We start from the raw sequence: 16473 nt of genomic DNA, 5'->3' as shown, positions 1-16473 counted from the left end.
TAATATAAAAATTTTTAGTTTTACTTTTAATTATCAATAAACTACTTTAGAGTTAATAAAATATACTAAAGTAATAAGGAGGAAAATAATGAAAAATATTTTTGAAACACAGGAATTATGGTTTGTTACAGGAAGTCAGCATTTATATGGAGACGAGGTTTTAAAAGAAGTAGAAGAAAACAGCAGAAAAATAGCAGAGGGGCTTTCTGCTGCTCAAGAAATACCGGTAGAAATTAGATTTAAAAATGTGGTGACAACAGCTGAAGAAATTAGAAAAGTAGTTTTAGAAGCCAACAGCAGTGATAACTGTATAGGTATCATTACCTGGATGCACACCTTTTCACCTGCAAAGATGTGGATTGCAGGTTTAAAAGCAATGCAAAAACCACTACTTCATTTACACACCCAGTTTAACAGAGATATTCCCTGGGATGAAATTGATATGAACTTTATGAATACTAATCAAGCTGCTCATGGTGGTCGTGAATATGGATTTATGGTCAGCCGGATGGATAAAAACCGCAAAGTTGTGGCTGGTCACTGGCAGGATGAAGAAGTACAGCGCCGAATTGGTGTCTGGACCAGAGCTGCAGCTGCCTGGGCTGATGCACAGGGTGCTAAATTCGTTAGATTTGGTGACAATATGCGTAATGTTGCAGTTACCGAGGGAGATAAAGTAGAAGCTCAGATGAAATTTGGTTATGAGGTTCATTATTACGGTATTGGTGATTTAGTTGAATATATCAATGAGGTTGATCAGGCAGAAATAGCTGAACTAATTGAAGTATATAAACAGGAATATAATGTACAAAAAGATTTATTAGAAGGTGAAGGAAAAGAATCTCTTAAAGAATCTGCTAAAATAGAGATTGGACTGCGTAAATTTCTGGAAGATGGAGACTTTAAAGGCTTTACTACTAATTTTCAGGATTTACACGGAATGAAACAGCTCCCTGGACTCGCAGTCCAGAGACTGATGGGAGAAGGATATGGATTTGGTGGTGAAGGGGACTGGAAAACTGCAGCCTTAGTTAGAGCGATGAAGGTTATGGGTACTGGTCTGGAAGGTGGAACTTCATTTATGGAATTCTATACCTATCACCTTGACCCGAAAGATACCAAAGTACTTGGAGCTCATATGTTAGAAATCTGTGAAAGTATAGCTGATGGTAAAGCTAACTTAGAGATGCATCCATTAGGAATTGGCGGCAAAGAAGACCCGGCAAGATTAGTTTTTGATGTTGCTTCTGGACCAGCAGTTAACGCTACAATTACAGATATGGGCAATAGATTTAGAATGATAGTCAATGAAGTTGAAGTTGAGGCACCTGAGCATGAGATGCCAGAATTACCTGTGGCCAGAGTTTTCTGGAAGCCACAGCCTACTTTAAGAGATGCTGTAGAATCCTGGATTTATGCAGGTGGGGCTCATCATACAGGTTTCTCTAAAGCAGTTACTGCTGAACACTTAAGAGATTTTGCAGAGATTGCTGATATTGAGTTTTTAGATATTGATGATCAGACTGATGTAAATGAGTTTAAAAAAGAGCTTAAATGGAATGATGTTTATTATAAGCTGAAGTAATTAAGGATTATAAGCTGATTCTTAATTGGTTATAATTAATTTTAAAAGATATAAATATCTGTTTAAACAGATATACAAATAGATTTCTCATTAATAATTCTCTCCATATAAGCACTTTTTGTCAGTAATAATAAAGTACCCCCTTTTGAGCTGGGAAAAGTTGTTTATATGGAGGAATTTAAAAATTTACTTTTTTATCTGGATTAAATCGGAAAGGAGAATGCAGATGCTGGAAAAACTAAAAAAAGAAGTTTTAGAAGCAAACTTAGAGTTACCTGAACGAGGTTTAGTGACTTATACCTGGGGTAATGTCAGCGGTATTGATCGCGAAAAAGGACTTTTTGTAATTAAACCAAGTGGAGTCGAATATGATCAGATGACAGCGGAAGATATGGTAGTTGTTGATTTAGATGGGAATAAGGTAGAAGGTGAGTTAAAACCATCTTCAGATACTGCAACCCATCTTTATTTATATAATCACTTCAAAGAAATTGGTGGAATTGTGCATACACATTCTAGCTGGGCCACCAGCTGGGCACAGGCTGGAAAAGGTATTCCGGCTTTTGGTACAACTCATGCAGATTATTTCTATGGAGAAATTCCCTGCACCCGCAAAATGACAGCAGCAGAAATCAAGGGTGAATACGAAAAAGACACAGGGAAAGTTATAGTAGAAAGATTTGAAGATATTAATCCAACTCAAAGACCGGGTGTTTTAGTTAATAATCATGGTCCATTTAGCTGGGGAACAGATGCAGCTAATGCAGTTCATAATGCAGTTGTAATGGAAGAAGTTGCTAAAATGGCCTACAGATCAGTTAACTTAAATTTTGAATTAGAACAAATTGATCAGGTTCTACTTGACAAACACTTTTTGAGAAAGCACGGTGAAGATGCCTATTACGGGCAGGAATAATTTAAAATATTCAGATGGAGGTTTATTTATGACTACAGCCAAGAATGAGACAGCTATAGAAAAGGGTAATACTGTTTTAGGAATTGAATTTGGTTCAACCAGAATTAAATCAGTTTTATTAAATGGTGATAATAATCAAATTATTGCTTCCGGCAGCCACAGCTGGGAAAATGATTATGTAGATGGAATCTGGACTTATAATCTGGATAATATCTGGGGAGGTCTGCAGTCCAGTTATCAGGATTTAGCCAAAAATATTGAAGCAGAGTATGGATTAGAGCTAAAAAAAATTGCAGCAATTGGGTTTAGTGCTATGATGCACGGCTATATGCCTTTTGACCAGGAAGGAGAACTGCTTGTCCCTTTTCGAACCTGGCGCAATAATTTTACTGAAGAAGCCAGCCGCAAATTGACCGAAACTTTTGGTCATCCGATTCCTCAGCGCTGGAGTATTGCTCATCTGTATCATGCAGTGACTAATAAGGAAGAGCATGTTTCCAAAATAGATTTTCTAACAACCTTAGAAGGATTTATTCACTGGAAGTTGTCAGGTGAAAAGATAATTGGAATTGGAGAAGCCTCCGGAATGTTTCCGGTTGATCTAAAAACTAATGATTATAATCAAAAAATGATCAATCAATTCAATAATCTTGTTTCAGATTATGATCTTCCCCGGGATGTGGAATCAATTCTCCCCGAACCTTTATTAGCTGGAGAAGATGCAGGTCGACTAACAGAAGCAGGGGCCAAACTCTTAGATCCATCTGGAACTTTAGAAGCTGGTAGTTTGATGTGTCCACCTGAAGGAGATGCTGAAACTGGAATGGTTGCGACCAATAGTGTAGCTCCCAGAACTGGTAATGTATCTGCAGGAACCTCTGTCTTTGCAATGGTAGTTTTAGAAGATGAGTTATCAAAACCTCATCCAGAACTTGATCTAGTAATGACACCAACTGGTAAGCTGGTAGCTATGGCTCATTCTAATAATTGTTCATCTAATCTGGACAAGTGGATTAACGTATTTAAAGAGGCAGTAGAAGCTCTTGGTTTTGAAGTAGAAATGGATGATTTATATGAAACCTTATACAATAAAGCTCTGGAAGGTGATAAAGATTGTGGAGGTCTTTTAAGTTATGGCTATCTTTCCGGGGAACATATAACAGGTTTTGAAGAAGGACGCCCTTTATTTACTATGACTTCTGACAGTGAGTTTAATCTGGCTAATTTTATGCGGGTTAACTTGCAGAGTGCGTTAGGGGCAATGAAAATTGGAATGGATATTTTGTTAAAAGAAGAAAATGTTAAATTAGATAAAATGTTAGGCCACGGAGGCTTATTTAAAACAGAAAATGTGGCCCAAAAGATGATGGCAGCAGCTGTCAATGCACCGGTATCGGTTATGGAAACAGCTGGTGAAGGTGGTGCCTGGGGAATTGCTTTATTAGCTTCCTATCATTTAAATAAAGAAGAGGGACAGAGTCTGGAAGAATTCCTTAACCAGGAAATCTTTACTAACCAGAATGAAAAAATTGTTGAGCCCGATCAGGAAGATGTTGAAGGTTTTGAAGAATTTATGGAGAGATATAAAGCTGGTCTGCCAATTGAAAGAGCAGCTGTAGAAAATCTAGAATAGTTTGACTGAATAACCTCTAAATTAACCTCAACTAATTGGTTGGGGTTAATTTAATTTTAAATGCAGGAAAAAGCCAGTTAACAGTTAATTATAAATAACATAAAGATAATTCAGGACTTGAAAAAAGTTTTTAATTAAATTTATAAAATTTGGGAGGTAAAATTAAAATGGATATTAAAAAAATTTCAGGAGAAAAATGTTCCTGTGGTGAGATCCATCAGATTCCAATTGAAGATGTAATTATCGAAGAAAATGCTTTAGACAAAACTGCTGCTCTTATAAAAAAGATTACTAAAGAGCAGCGAATATATCTGATAGTGGATCAGAATACAAAAAAAGCAGCTGGAGCAGAACTCAAAGAAAAATTATTAGCAGCAAATTTTGAGGTAGAAGAAATTTTGCTTAAAGAAAGAGAAGAAGATGATCATTTAGTTCCAGAGCCAGGAACACTTTTCAAAATCATTGAAAAAATTGAGCCTGATGGCTATATCTTAGCCTGTGGTTCTGGTTCAATTAATGACTTAACAGCATATGCTGCTCATAAAATGCAGCTGCCTTATTCAATTTTTGCAACTGCACCTTCGATGGATGGGTATGCTTCTTCTGTCTCCTCAATTACAGTAAACGGTGTTAAAAAAACCTATAATACAACTCCGCCAGAATTAATTATTGCAGATTTAAATATTTTAAAAGATGCTCCCTGGAAATTAATCCAGTCCGGTCTGGGAGATTTGCTGGGGAAAGTTTCTTCACTTTTAGAATGGAAATTAGGGGTAGCAATTTTTGATGAATATTTCTGTCAGGAAGCTTTTGATCTAGTAGAAAATGTCTTAAATGATTTAATCAATAACTCCGAAAGTATTATTGCTAGAGAAAAAGAGGGGATAGAAATTTTAACAAAAGGGTTAATCTATTCTGGAGTTTCGATGATGATGGTTGGTAGTTCAAGACCTGCTTCCGGTACTGAACATCATATTTCTCATTTTTTTGATATGTATGCCGGGATTTTTGGTGAGCATGTCCCCACTCACGGAATTAAAGTGGGGACAGCTGCTTTAATCAGCAGTCATTATTATCTAAAATTATTGGAAACAGATTTTTCTCAGTTTGAAATTAATCATGACCGTGAGGCAAGAGAAAAAGAAATTAAGGAAGCTTATCTGGATAAAGCAGAGGGGATTCTGGAACTGCTGGATCAGCGCTGGGAGCATGATTTAATAACAGAATCTGATTTATTAGCTGCGGAAGAAGAAATTAAGAATAATATTAGAAAATTTGAACAGTATCTCTTAAGTGTGGAAACTATTCTGGAAGATTTTGGTTTTTTCGAGAGGGAAGATGTGAAAAATTTAAATCGTGACTGGCTAAAAAAAGCAGTAAATCACTGTTTTGAAATTCGTTTCCGCTACACGATTTCTACTCTCTTAAGGCAGGTAAGAATGCTGGATCAGTGGGGAGAAGAAGGAATAGCTAAGCTGGAAGAAAAAATAGCTTAGATTATTGGTTTATAGGAAAAAAGAAAAAATAAATCGACTAATTGAGTGCTGGAATTAAATATTTCAGCACTTTTATAAAATTTAGAACTAAAAAATATTATAGTAAGTAGTTAAAATAATGATCAAGCATATTGATCCAGAGACAGAGCTTTTAGCTGCAGCACTTCCAGATTTAGAATGGAATATTAATTTATTGAAAAATTGTGGAGATTTTCTGGACTGGATTTCAATTCACGAATACTGGGATATGGCTCCAGAAGAAAATAATCTGGCAGATTACGAACAGTATATGGCCTATACGAAGAACATACTTAGAGACACAATAATTGATGTCTGGTCAGACGAGATTCCAGGCTTTAAAGTGGTTTCTAAAATCGGAGAGTCCGTTGAAGTTGAAAGTATAGATTTACTGGCAACTAAATGGTCTGATAAAAAAGGTGTTGCAGTGGCTGCTGTAAATAAAGATTCTAATGATATTAATAGAAATGAGGTTAAAATAAAAGGAGAAAAACTGGAAGAATACAGTAATAAATTGCAGATAAAATTAAAGCCTCATTCGGTTAATATTATTCAGTTAAAATAAATTCAAAACCTAAAAAATTAGAAAATAACCTCATATATTATTAGAAAAGACTAAATGTGAAAAATTTTGTAGTAAGAGGTAAAAATAATGTAGTGACTATTTATCTAAATTGTCTTAAAATTAACTTAAGTTAATAAAATTAAAAAATGGGAGGAATAATTATTATGAAAAAATCTTTACTTATTCTTTTAGTTTCATCAATGCTTTTAATCTTCACTTTCTCTGCTGCGGCTGAGACAACTCTTACTTTCTGGACTTTTCAGGAATTACATCAGCAGTTTTTAGAAAAAGAGGTTGCTCGCTGGAACGAAAACAATCCAGATGATGTTATTAATTTAGAGACAACAGTTTATCCTTATGACCAGATGCACAACAAACTTTTAATTGCCTTACAGTCTGGTGTTGGTGCTCCTGATATAGCAGATATTGAAATCAGTAAATTTGCTAATTATTTAAAAGGAAGTAATCCTCAGTTAGTTTCATTGAATGATGTAGTAGAACCAAATATGGATCAAATGATCGAGGCTAGATTTGCTAACTATGCAAAAAATGGCAACTATTATGGTGTGCCTTATCATGTTGGAGCAACTGTAATGTATTATAACATGGAAATGATGGATGCAGCCGGTGTTAATATTGACGAAATAGTTACCTGGGACGATTTTGTAGAAGCAGGTAAAAAAGTTAAAGCTGCTACCGATAAGCCAATGACAACTGTCGAAGTTACAGAGCACTGGACACTTTATCCAATGATCAGTCAGATTGGCTCTGATATTTTTGCTGAAGATGGCAGCGTTATTTTAGACAATGAAAAGAACGAAAGAGTGTTATCATTTATTGATGATATGGTACATGAGTCTGAAATTGCAGTTCCTGCACCAGGTGGATTCCATCATTCAGAAGAATACTGGAACTTCATGAATAATGAAGGAGCCGCTTCTTTAATGATGCCTCTCTGGTATATGGGAAGATTTGTTCAGTATATGCCTGACTTAAAAGATAAGATTGCTATCCGTCCGTTACCAGTCTGGGATGAAGGTGGAAACAGATCAGCCGGTATGGGTGGTACAGGCACAGTTGTAACAATTCAGAGTGAGCAGCAGCAGCTGGCAAAAGAATTTTTAGCTGAAGCTAAATTATCAGTTGAAGCATCTCATAAATTGTGGACCGAACTTGGTTTTGACCCTGTAAGATGGGAAGTCTGGGATGATCCAATTATGTCAGAACCTAACCAGTATACCGAATACTTTAGAAATGAAGATATTTTCGGAATGTTATTAGAAATTAGAGACGAAATTAATCCAACAATGGTAACCGAAAAATATCCTTCTGCAATTGATTTACTTAAGAAAAATGTTTCCTTTAAAGTAATCAAAGAGCAGAGTCATACTCCTGCAGAAGCTTTAGAAGAAGCAGCAGCAGAACTGAGACAGTAAAGAATTAGTTTTAATAAATAAAACAAATTACTAAATAGGCTAAAAGGTTCGGCTCTAATCCTGATAATATGAAAGGTTAAGTTGGATCTTTTAGTCTTTTATTAAGGAGAATTTCTATGCAGATACTTAAAAATTTCTATGAAAAATATATTAATTCAAAAAAAGTGGCACCCTATATTTTTGTATCTCCATTTATAATCGTATTTCTTGTATTTTATTTATATCCCATGATTTCAACTATAATTATGAGTTTTCAGGAAATTGGTTTTGGAGATCCAGAATTTGTTGGGCTGGCAAATTACAAAAAATTATTTAATGTTCATTATAAAAATGCATTATTAACAAGTACTAATTATACTTTCTGGACAATCTTAATTTTAGTACCTTTACCAATTATTCTGGCGGTGCTTTTAAATAGTGATAAAACAAAATTCACAAACTTTTTTAGATCCTCAATTTTTATGCCAGCTTTAACCTCTGTAATTGTTGCAGGTATGTTTTTTAGATATGCTTTTGGGGAACAGGCTTCAACTTTAGCTAACTCAATTATTGGTGTTTTTGGTTTAGAACCGATTACCTGGCTGCAGAATTCTATTCCAGCTATGATTGCCCTGGTTGTTTTATGTGTCTGGCGCTGGATGGGGGTAAATATAATTTATTTCCTATCAGGACTGCAGAGTATCCCTGAAGAAATTTACGAAGCTGCAGATATTGATGGTGCCAGCAGCTGGGATAAGTTTAAATACATTACTATTCCTTCTTTAAAACCTGTAATTATTTATGTAATTACGATCAGTGTTTTTGGAGGTTACAAAATGTTTGCCGAAAGCTATGCTTACTGGCAGACAGCAACCCCTAATGATATTGGAATGACAATAGTTTCTTATATTTATCAGACAGGTTTTAATAACTTTAATATGGGTTTTGCCTCAGCAATTGGTATAACTCTCTTATTAATTGTTTTAATAGTTAATGTGATTCAACTTAATTTATTCGGCTTATTCAAAAAGGGGGAACAGTAATGTCTAAAAATACAATTCAGGTTACAGTTATAATTTTAGTTTTATCTTTTTTCGCATTTTTTGCATTGTCCCCATTTTTCTTTATGCTGGTTTCTTCTTTTAAACCGGGTGATCAGATAATTAAAAATGGAATTAGTGCCAGTCTAGATTTTGAAATAATGTCCTTTCAGAATTATAAGACATTATTTACAGAAAGAAGTGGAATTTATCTTCACTGGTATAAAAATAGTGTTTTAATAACTACAATCCAGACAGCAGCAGCTGTGTTTTTAAGTTCTCTGGTTGGTTATGGACTTGCAGTTTATGAATTTAAAGGTAAAAATATAATTTTTATCTTAGTTTTAGTTTTAATGATGGTTCCAATTGAAATTTTAATACTTCCTCTGTATAAATTATCTATTACTCTGGGGATTCTTGATAGTTATGCCGGGGTAATACTGCCCTTTATTGTACCACCGGTAGCGGTCTTCTTTTTCCGGCAGTTTGCAGTTGGCCTACCTACAGAATTAATTGATGCAGCCAGAATTGATGGTGCTTCCGAATTTGCTATTTTCTTTAAAATAATGATGCCTTTAATGAAACCTGCTTTTGGGGCAATGATTATTCTGCAGGCAATGTTTAGCTGGAATGCCTTTGTCTGGCCGCTGATTGTTTTACGTTCAAATGAAAACTTCACCTTACCTATAGGTCTTGCTTCCTTGATTACCCCTTATGGTAATAGTTATGATATGTTATTTTCTGGTGCGGTGATTTCGGTTGTTCCAATTATTATTCTCTTCATGTTTAAGCAGAATTCATTTATTTCTGGTTTAACAGTGGGTGGAGTCAAAGGATAAAAAAGGAGAATTCACATTGAAATCTAAATTGAATTTACGGCTGTCAAAACAACTGTTTATTTTCTTAAGCACATTATTAATAATTTCAGTTTCTGGAGGTTTAGTCCTGGCAGCAGCTCCAGTTGTTATGGAAGATCATTTTCAGATTAAAGAACTTGAAAACGTTGAAATTAGAGCAGAAGCCGGGGAAAAGATTAAATTACCCGAAAAAATAGATGTTGAATTTGAAAGTGGAATCCTGACTCAGTTCCCTGTTGAGTGGGATCTTAACGGTCAGCTTAATTATCAGGAAAAAGGAAATTATCAAATTGCAGGTAAAATAATTGTTAAAGATTACCCCAATCCTTTAATTGAGCAGCGGGCTGACCCTTTTATATACAAACATCAGGATGGTTACTATTACTTTACTGCTTCTTATCCAGAATATGATCGAATTATTATGCGCAGGTCTAAAACAATTTCTGGTTTAAAAGAGGCTGAAGAAAAGGTGGTCTGGTGGAAGCATCCTGATAAGGAAATGAGCAAACATATCTGGGCTCCTGAGATCCATTTTATTGATGGCAGCTGGTACATTTATTTTGCAGCTGCCAGAACTGATGCAATCTGGGCGATAAGACAGTATGTTATAAAAAACGATTCTGCTAATCCAATGGAAGGCAAATGGATAGAAAAAGGGAAAATGGAAATGAACTTTGAAGAATTTACCCTTGATGCTACCACCTTTACACATCAAAACCAGAGATATTTGGTCTGGGCTCAGAAAAAATATGGAGATTCAAATCTATATATTGCAGAACTTAAAACTCCCTGGGAAATTAAAGGCAGGCAAAAATTAATTGCTGAGCCAATTTATAGCTGGGAGAGAAAAGGTTTTAATGTAAATGAAGGAGCAGCTGTAATTAAAAAAGGGAATAAGATTTTTATTTCTTATTCTGCCAGTGCTACTAATTCTAATTATGCAGTGGGGCTGCTGACAGCCAGTCAGGATGATGATTTATTAGATCCTGATTCCTGGTCAAAATATGATTCTCCTATTTTTAAAAGCAGTGAGCTGACGGAAGAGTATGGACCGGGACATAATTCTTTTACAGTATCTGAAAATGGAAACGATATCTTAGTTTATCATTCCAGATCATATAAGGAAATTAGTGGAGATCCACTTTATGATCCAAACCGACATACCAGAGTTCAGCGGTTTTTCTGGGATCAAAATAATAATCCTGTATATGGTATTCCAGGATATGAAATAAGAGGCAGTAAAGATGTCACTGCAGAAATTATAATTGACTAAATTAATTGTTTTAAAGTTTAGACTAAGGTAGTTAATATAACTTTTTTGAATAATACTTCCTAACAGAAGAACTCTCATTATGGGAGTTCTTTTGTTATTTATTTAGATTATTAGTTTAAAAGGATGTTTAATTAACATTAAAATGTTATAATATGAGTATACTATACAGGAAAGCAGAGATATTATGAAAGAAAACTTGCTAATTAAAATCAAAATAAAATTATATCGTTATCTTCGAAAAACACATATCCAGAATCGTTTAATTGTTCTATTTTTAATACTTTCTCTATTTCCAATGTTAATTACAGGTATTTACTCCTATCAGAAATCAAGTCAGGCAATTCATGATAAAATTAATACCTATTCAGTAGAAGTGGTTAACCAGGTGGCAAAAAACATTGAAGAAGAATTAACCAGAATGGAATATCAGACTATAGAAATTGCTTTTTCGGAACTTGTACAAAATACCCTCAGTAATTATGAGAAGTTGAGTGAGTGGGAAGTTTATGATGCCAGATATCGAATGAGGGCTGATATGGTGCGCAAATTTTCTTTTTCCGAATATATTTCTGATGTTCAGTTATTTACAGACCAGGGAGATAAAATTATTGCTTATGGTGATACCGGCTTTACCTTAACTTTTAAAGATGATTTTAGAGAAAATTTACTTGCTGAGATACGGGATAAAAATGGCGCTCCTGTCTGGGAAGCAGTAGATTTTAGTGACGAGCTGCATCAGGTTAGTAGAGTTTATCCTGAAAATACACCTGAAAAATCATATGGTATAATAATTGGGAGAACAATTAAAGAATTATATGATGGTAGTGAATTGGGATCAATTGTTATCAGGATTAATGAAGACTTATTTTCAGATGTTTATCGAAATATTGATTTAGGTCAGAGAACTGAAATTTTTATTGTCAATTCGGAAGGAACTGTTGTTTCCACCAGAAATAATAATATTTCATTTAATGAAAAATATCCAGAACCGGAGTTAATTCAAAAAATCAGAGCCAACTCGGATGCTGAAAATGAGAGTTTTGAATTAACAATTGGCGAAGAAAGAAATTTGACAGCATATGCTCCAATCAAAGATGCAGATTGGTATATTGTCAGTACAATACCTTTTTCTTATTTAACTAGAGAAACAGGTCAAATTGCCAGAGATATAATGGGAGTTAGCTTGATTATCTTTTTATTGGCAGTGTTTTTGTCTTATATATTTACAAAAAGTATCTCTGATCCGCTTAATAATTTAGTTGAAGCAATGAACCAGGTTGAAGAAGGAAATTTAGAAGTTAAAATTGATGACCAGGCCCAGGATGAGCTTGCTGAAGCCAGCTCTAACTTTAATCAGATGGTTGAAGAGTTAAAAGGTTTACTGGAAGATGTGAAAGAAAAAGAAAAACAGAAAAGCAATTTAGAATTTAAAGCACTTCAGGCCCAGATTAATCCTCATTTTCTTTCTAATATTTTAAATACAGCCCGTCTGCTGGCAGATATGCAGAATGCAGATAATCTGGAAAATTTTCTCTCTTCTGTAATAAATCTACTGCATTTAAGTATGAATAACAAAGAGGACTTGATTACAGTGGAGAAAGAAGTAGAATATCTTAAAAGTTATCTAAATATCCAGCAGTTTAGACTGCACAATAAATTTGATGTTAAATTTGAAATTGAAGCTGATTTAATGAGTTATAAAATACCTCGTTTTTTACTGCAGCCGGTTGTAGAAAATTCTATCATTCATGGAATAAGTGGCAAGTCTGGACAGGGATTAATTGAAATAAAGGGTTTTACTCAAAATAACCAGGTTATTTTTACAATTACAGATGATGGAATAGGAATGTCTGAAGCAGAAATAGAAGATTTATTAAATAAAAAGAGAGAAAACAAGGATCAATTTTCAGGAATTGGAATTAATAATGTTAAAGAGAGAATTGAACTTTATTTTGGCAAAGAATATGGAATCGAAATTGAGAGTCTAAAAGGTTATTTTACAACTGTTAAAATTATTTTACCTGAGATTAATTGAAATTAAATGAATAATTATCAATTTATTTTAGAAAGGATATTTAGAATGTTAAAAGTAATGATAGTTGAAGATGATATTTTTGATTATACCCATTTGAAAAATATAATTGACTGGAACCAGGAGGGTTTTCAAATATCAGAACAGATTAAAAATGTAGAGGCAGCACAAAAGAAACTAGAAGAGGAAAGATTTGATATAATTATTTCTGATATGAAGATGCCTGGTAAAAGTGGAGCCGACTTAATCAAATATATAGCTGAAAATTATCCGGAGATCAAATCAATTGCCTTAAGTGGATATAAAGAATTTGATTATGTTAAAAAAAGCTTAAAAGCAGGGGCAGAAGATTATATATTAAAACATGAATTAAAAAAAGATAGTTTAATTAGTCTACTCACAGCTTTAAGAATAAAAATTGAGCAGAATAAAGAAGATAAGAATAGTGATGTTTTTGAAGAAAGTTTTTTTCTGGATCAAAAAAATATCCTGATCCAGAATTTTGCTGAGAAGCTGGTCAGGGGATATTTTAATAATAAAAATGATTTAAAAAAGCAGATTGAACTGCTGTCCATTAATTTTGAACTCAAAAATATTGTTATTACAATTGGGCAATTTGATAATTATCAGGATCTGCAGCAGAAGTATACAGCAGCAAAATTGTTGAATATTAAACGCTCATTTATCAATATGGCAGATGAAATTTTAAAGGAAAATGGTAAATCTTTTGCAGTTTTAAAGGATGAAAAGAACTTTCTCTTTTTGTTTTCTTTTCGGGACAACAGTGAATTAAAAATTAACAACAGTACTGCTTCTGCTATCAATAGAATTAAATCTGCTTTGAAAAATTATTTAAATATTACTGCCAGTTTTGCAGTAAGTAATATTTTGCATAATCCTCTGGAGATAGCGAAAAGTTATAATCAAACAGCAGAGCTGCTGGAAGATAAATTCTACCAGGGTAAAGATATGATTATTTATCAGAATCAGAATAATAGAATTGATAATCAACAATTTAATCTTGATATTAAAAGAGAGAAGCTTTTATTAAAATATATAGAAAAAAAAGATTCGACAGCTTTAAAAAATGAACTGGAAAATTTATTTAATGATATAGCCAGGATTAAACCTGGGTTATCAGTTTTAAAGATGACCCTTATTTCCTTAATCAATATTATCAACAGCAGTATTAAAGATAAGGGATTAAGGGGCGAAAATATTTTTGAGGAAAAAGGAAACCCCTATCAAAAGTTAGAAGAATTAAACTCTCTGACAGAATTTAAAGACTGGATAATTAAAATTTATATTAATTTAGTTGCAGAATTAAAAGATAAGAATAATTATTCAAATTTAATCAATCAGACATTGCTTTATATAGATAAAAACTATGATCAGGATTTAACTTTAGGTCAGGTGGCTGCAGAAATTGGAGTCAGTTATTCTTATCTCAGTCGAAAATTCAAAGAAGAATGCGGGCAGGGTTTTAGTGATTATTTAAATCAGTTGAGAATCAAAAAAGCAAAAAAAATGATAACTGAAGGAAAGAGGAATATTAAAGAAATAGTAAGTCAGGTAGGATTTAATAATTACAATTATTTTTTTAAAGTTTTTAAGGATTTTGAAGGTATAACTCCCAGTGAATATGAGCGAAAAAACAAATAAAAGCTTCTAAATTATAGAAAAAGCTGCCAGTAAAATGGCGGTTTTTTCTTTTTTTTATTTTAAAACTTCAAAAATCTAAAATTACCTGAAGGGCTTTTAATCTGAGTCTTGAATATAAATAGTAGAGATTAATTTAATTCCTAAATTAATTATTTAAAAGCAAAAGAAAAGAATTGTTTATAAAAAATAATAAGTAGAAATAAAAATAATATCTGGAGTGATCGTAATGCTAAAAAGTCAAAAAATTAGAGAAAGCAGTCCTGAACTTGATGCGCTTAAAATGGGGATGGACTGGGATCAATCTGATTTATCAAAAGCACAGATAATTGTCAGCAGTACTTATGGATATGGGCATCCCGGTAGTTTCCATCTGGACAAACTGGTTGAGAAAGCACTCTCGAGTTTAAAAAATCATGATGCCAAAGGTGCTTCGATGATAGTCAGTGATATCTGTGATGGAATGGCCCAGGGTCATGATGGGATGAATTATTCTCTAGTCTCCCGAGAAATGATAGCTAATATGGTAGAAGTACAGACAAAAGCGGCTCCCTATGATGGAATGTTGATGATTTCAGCCTGTGATAAGGCAGTTCCTGCTCATCTAGTGGCTGCGGCCCGGCTGAATTTACCTACAGTTCACGTTCCCGGTGGCTCAATGGCTCTGGGTAAGAAAAAAACTACAGTTGATATGACTGCCAGTGATTATGCTAAATATAAACGAGGAGAAATCACTAAAGAGAAATATTTAGAAACCCAAAAATTAGCCTGTCCTTCCTGTGGAGCCTGTCAATTTATGGGTACAGCTGCTACAATGCAGGTTATGGCTGAAGCTTTAGGGTTGGCTCTTCCAGGATCAGCCTTAATTCCTGCCAATACTACTCAATTAACAGAAATGACTTCTCTGGCAGCTGAGTATTTAACTGAAAATGTAAAAAAAGATATTAGAGCAGCTCAGATAATAACAAAGGAATCACTTAAAAATGCTGTTGCTGTTCATGCTGCTATTGGTGGCTCTACCAATGCACTGCTGCATCTACCTGCAATTGCTCATGAACTGGGAATTGAAATTGATGGTGATTTATTTGAGCAAATTCATCGGGAAGTTCCCTTTTTGGTTAATACAATTCCCAGTGGGGATTATCCAACTCAATATTTCTGGTATTCAGGTGGAGTACCTGAGGTAATGAAGAGGATTAAGCAGCATTTAAATCTTGATTTACCAACTATTACAGGGAAAACTGTAGGTGAAAATTTGGAATCGCTGTCTGAATTTCCCTATCTGGAGGAAATGGAAAATAAGCCGGCAGTTATGCCGGATTCTGAAAAGGTTATTTTTAGTATCAATTCGCCAATCAATAAAGAGGGGGCAGTTGCAATTTTAAGAGGTAATCTGGCCCCAGAAGGGGCAGTGGTCAAACATTCAGCACTTCCAGATGAAATGAGAAACTTTACCGGACGAGCCAGAGTTTTTGACCAGGAAGAAGAGGCAATGGAAGCTGTTTTGAATAGCAGCATTAAGTCTGGAGACGCTATAATTATCCGTTATGAAGGACCCAAAGGATCTGGAATGCCTGAAATGTATTATACTACAGAGGCTATAGCTTCCGATCCTAAATTGAATAAAACAACTGCTCTAATAACTGATGGCAGATTTTCTGGAGCTACTCGAGGACCGGCAATTGGTCATGTTTCACCAGAGGCCGCTTCTGGAGGACCGATAGCTCTGGTAGAAGAAAATGATCTGATAGAAATTGATATCAAAAAAAGAGCCTTAAATATTGTTGGAGTTGATGGTCAAGAAAAAACTGAGCCAGAGATTACTAAAATTTTAAAAGAACGTTCTCAAAAATGGAGTAAACCAGCTCAAAAATTCAAAAATGGATCACTGGGGATCTTCACTCAGCTTGCTGCTTCTCCAATGAAGGGTGCCTATATTGACACAGATTATTTGAGTGAGTTAATTAATAAGAATATGTAAAGA

Annotated in this window: 12 protein-coding genes; all 12 read left to right on the top strand. The window is 34.1% G+C overall.

From position 1 onward, the window contains the following. The first annotated feature begins 88 nt into the window (after positions 1 to 88). The 12 genes from araA to ilvD all read left to right on the top strand — a co-directional run bounded on the left by araA (position 89) and on the right by ilvD (position 16470). A complete protein-coding gene (gene araA / locus C7958_RS10625) occupies positions 89 to 1585 on the top strand; it encodes an L-arabinose isomerase (RefSeq protein ID WP_111572655.1) in 1497 nt (498 codons plus the stop codon). A 226-nt stretch (positions 1586 to 1811) separates the two neighbouring features. Further along, positions 1812 to 2501 (top strand): L-ribulose-5-phosphate 4-epimerase, encoded by a 690-nt coding sequence (gene araD, locus C7958_RS10620; RefSeq protein ID WP_111572654.1) that lies wholly within the window; start codon positions 1812 to 1814, stop codon positions 2499 to 2501. A gap of 28 nt (positions 2502 to 2529) precedes the next feature. Continuing rightward, positions 2530 to 4134, top strand: a complete 1605-nt coding sequence (locus C7958_RS10615; protein WP_111572653.1) for a xylulokinase — start codon at positions 2530 to 2532, stop codon at positions 4132 to 4134. Positions 4135 to 4301: 167 nt separating this feature from the next. Then, positions 4302 to 5630, top strand: a complete 1329-nt coding sequence (locus C7958_RS10610) for a sn-glycerol-1-phosphate dehydrogenase (protein ID WP_111572652.1) — start codon at positions 4302 to 4304, stop codon at positions 5628 to 5630. Between the two features lie 118 nt (positions 5631 to 5748). Continuing rightward, positions 5749 to 6213: a hypothetical protein gene (locus tag C7958_RS15665; protein ID WP_181453823.1), complete on the top strand. Its 465-nt coding sequence runs from the start codon at positions 5749 to 5751 to the stop codon at positions 6211 to 6213. 164 nt (positions 6214 to 6377) lie between these two features. Beyond that, on the top strand, positions 6378 to 7649 hold the full coding sequence (locus tag C7958_RS10600; protein WP_111572651.1) for an ABC transporter substrate-binding protein: 1272 nt from the start codon (positions 6378 to 6380) through the stop codon (positions 7647 to 7649). A 116-nt stretch (positions 7650 to 7765) separates the two neighbouring features. Continuing rightward, the gene (locus tag C7958_RS10595) at positions 7766 to 8671 is read left to right on the top strand and encodes a carbohydrate ABC transporter permease (protein ID WP_111572650.1); all 906 of its coding nucleotides are present in this window, start codon (positions 7766 to 7768) and stop codon (positions 8669 to 8671) included. Beyond that, positions 8671 to 9507: a carbohydrate ABC transporter permease gene (locus C7958_RS10590; protein WP_111572649.1), complete on the top strand. Its 837-nt coding sequence runs from the start codon at positions 8671 to 8673 to the stop codon at positions 9505 to 9507. Before C7958_RS10595 ends, C7958_RS10590 begins: the two co-directional genes overlap by 1 nt. A gap of 16 nt (positions 9508 to 9523) precedes the next feature. Continuing rightward, positions 9524 to 10798: a family 43 glycosylhydrolase gene (locus tag C7958_RS10585; protein WP_208320754.1), complete on the top strand. Its 1275-nt coding sequence runs from the start codon at positions 9524 to 9526 to the stop codon at positions 10796 to 10798. 184 nt (positions 10799 to 10982) lie between these two features. Then, a complete protein-coding gene (locus C7958_RS10580) occupies positions 10983 to 12833 on the top strand; it encodes a sensor histidine kinase (RefSeq protein WP_111572648.1) in 1851 nt (616 codons plus the stop codon). A 45-nt stretch (positions 12834 to 12878) separates the two neighbouring features. Beyond that, positions 12879 to 14492 (top strand): response regulator transcription factor, encoded by a 1614-nt coding sequence (locus C7958_RS10575; protein WP_166668525.1) that lies wholly within the window; start codon positions 12879 to 12881, stop codon positions 14490 to 14492. 226 nt (positions 14493 to 14718) lie between these two features. Continuing rightward, positions 14719 to 16470 carry a dihydroxy-acid dehydratase gene (gene ilvD, locus C7958_RS10570; RefSeq protein ID WP_111572646.1) on the top strand — a complete coding sequence of 584 codons (1752 nt, stop codon included), beginning with the start codon at positions 14719 to 14721 and terminating at the stop codon, positions 16468 to 16470. Positions 16471 to 16473 lie beyond the last annotated feature (3 nt).

The organism is Halanaerobium saccharolyticum (genome assembly GCF_003259895.1).
GTDB lineage: Bacteria > Bacillota > Halanaerobiia > Halanaerobiales > Halanaerobiaceae > Halanaerobium > Halanaerobium saccharolyticum_A.
Note: the sequence above shows the minus strand (reverse complement) of the source record. Positions and strands in the feature narration are given on the sequence as shown.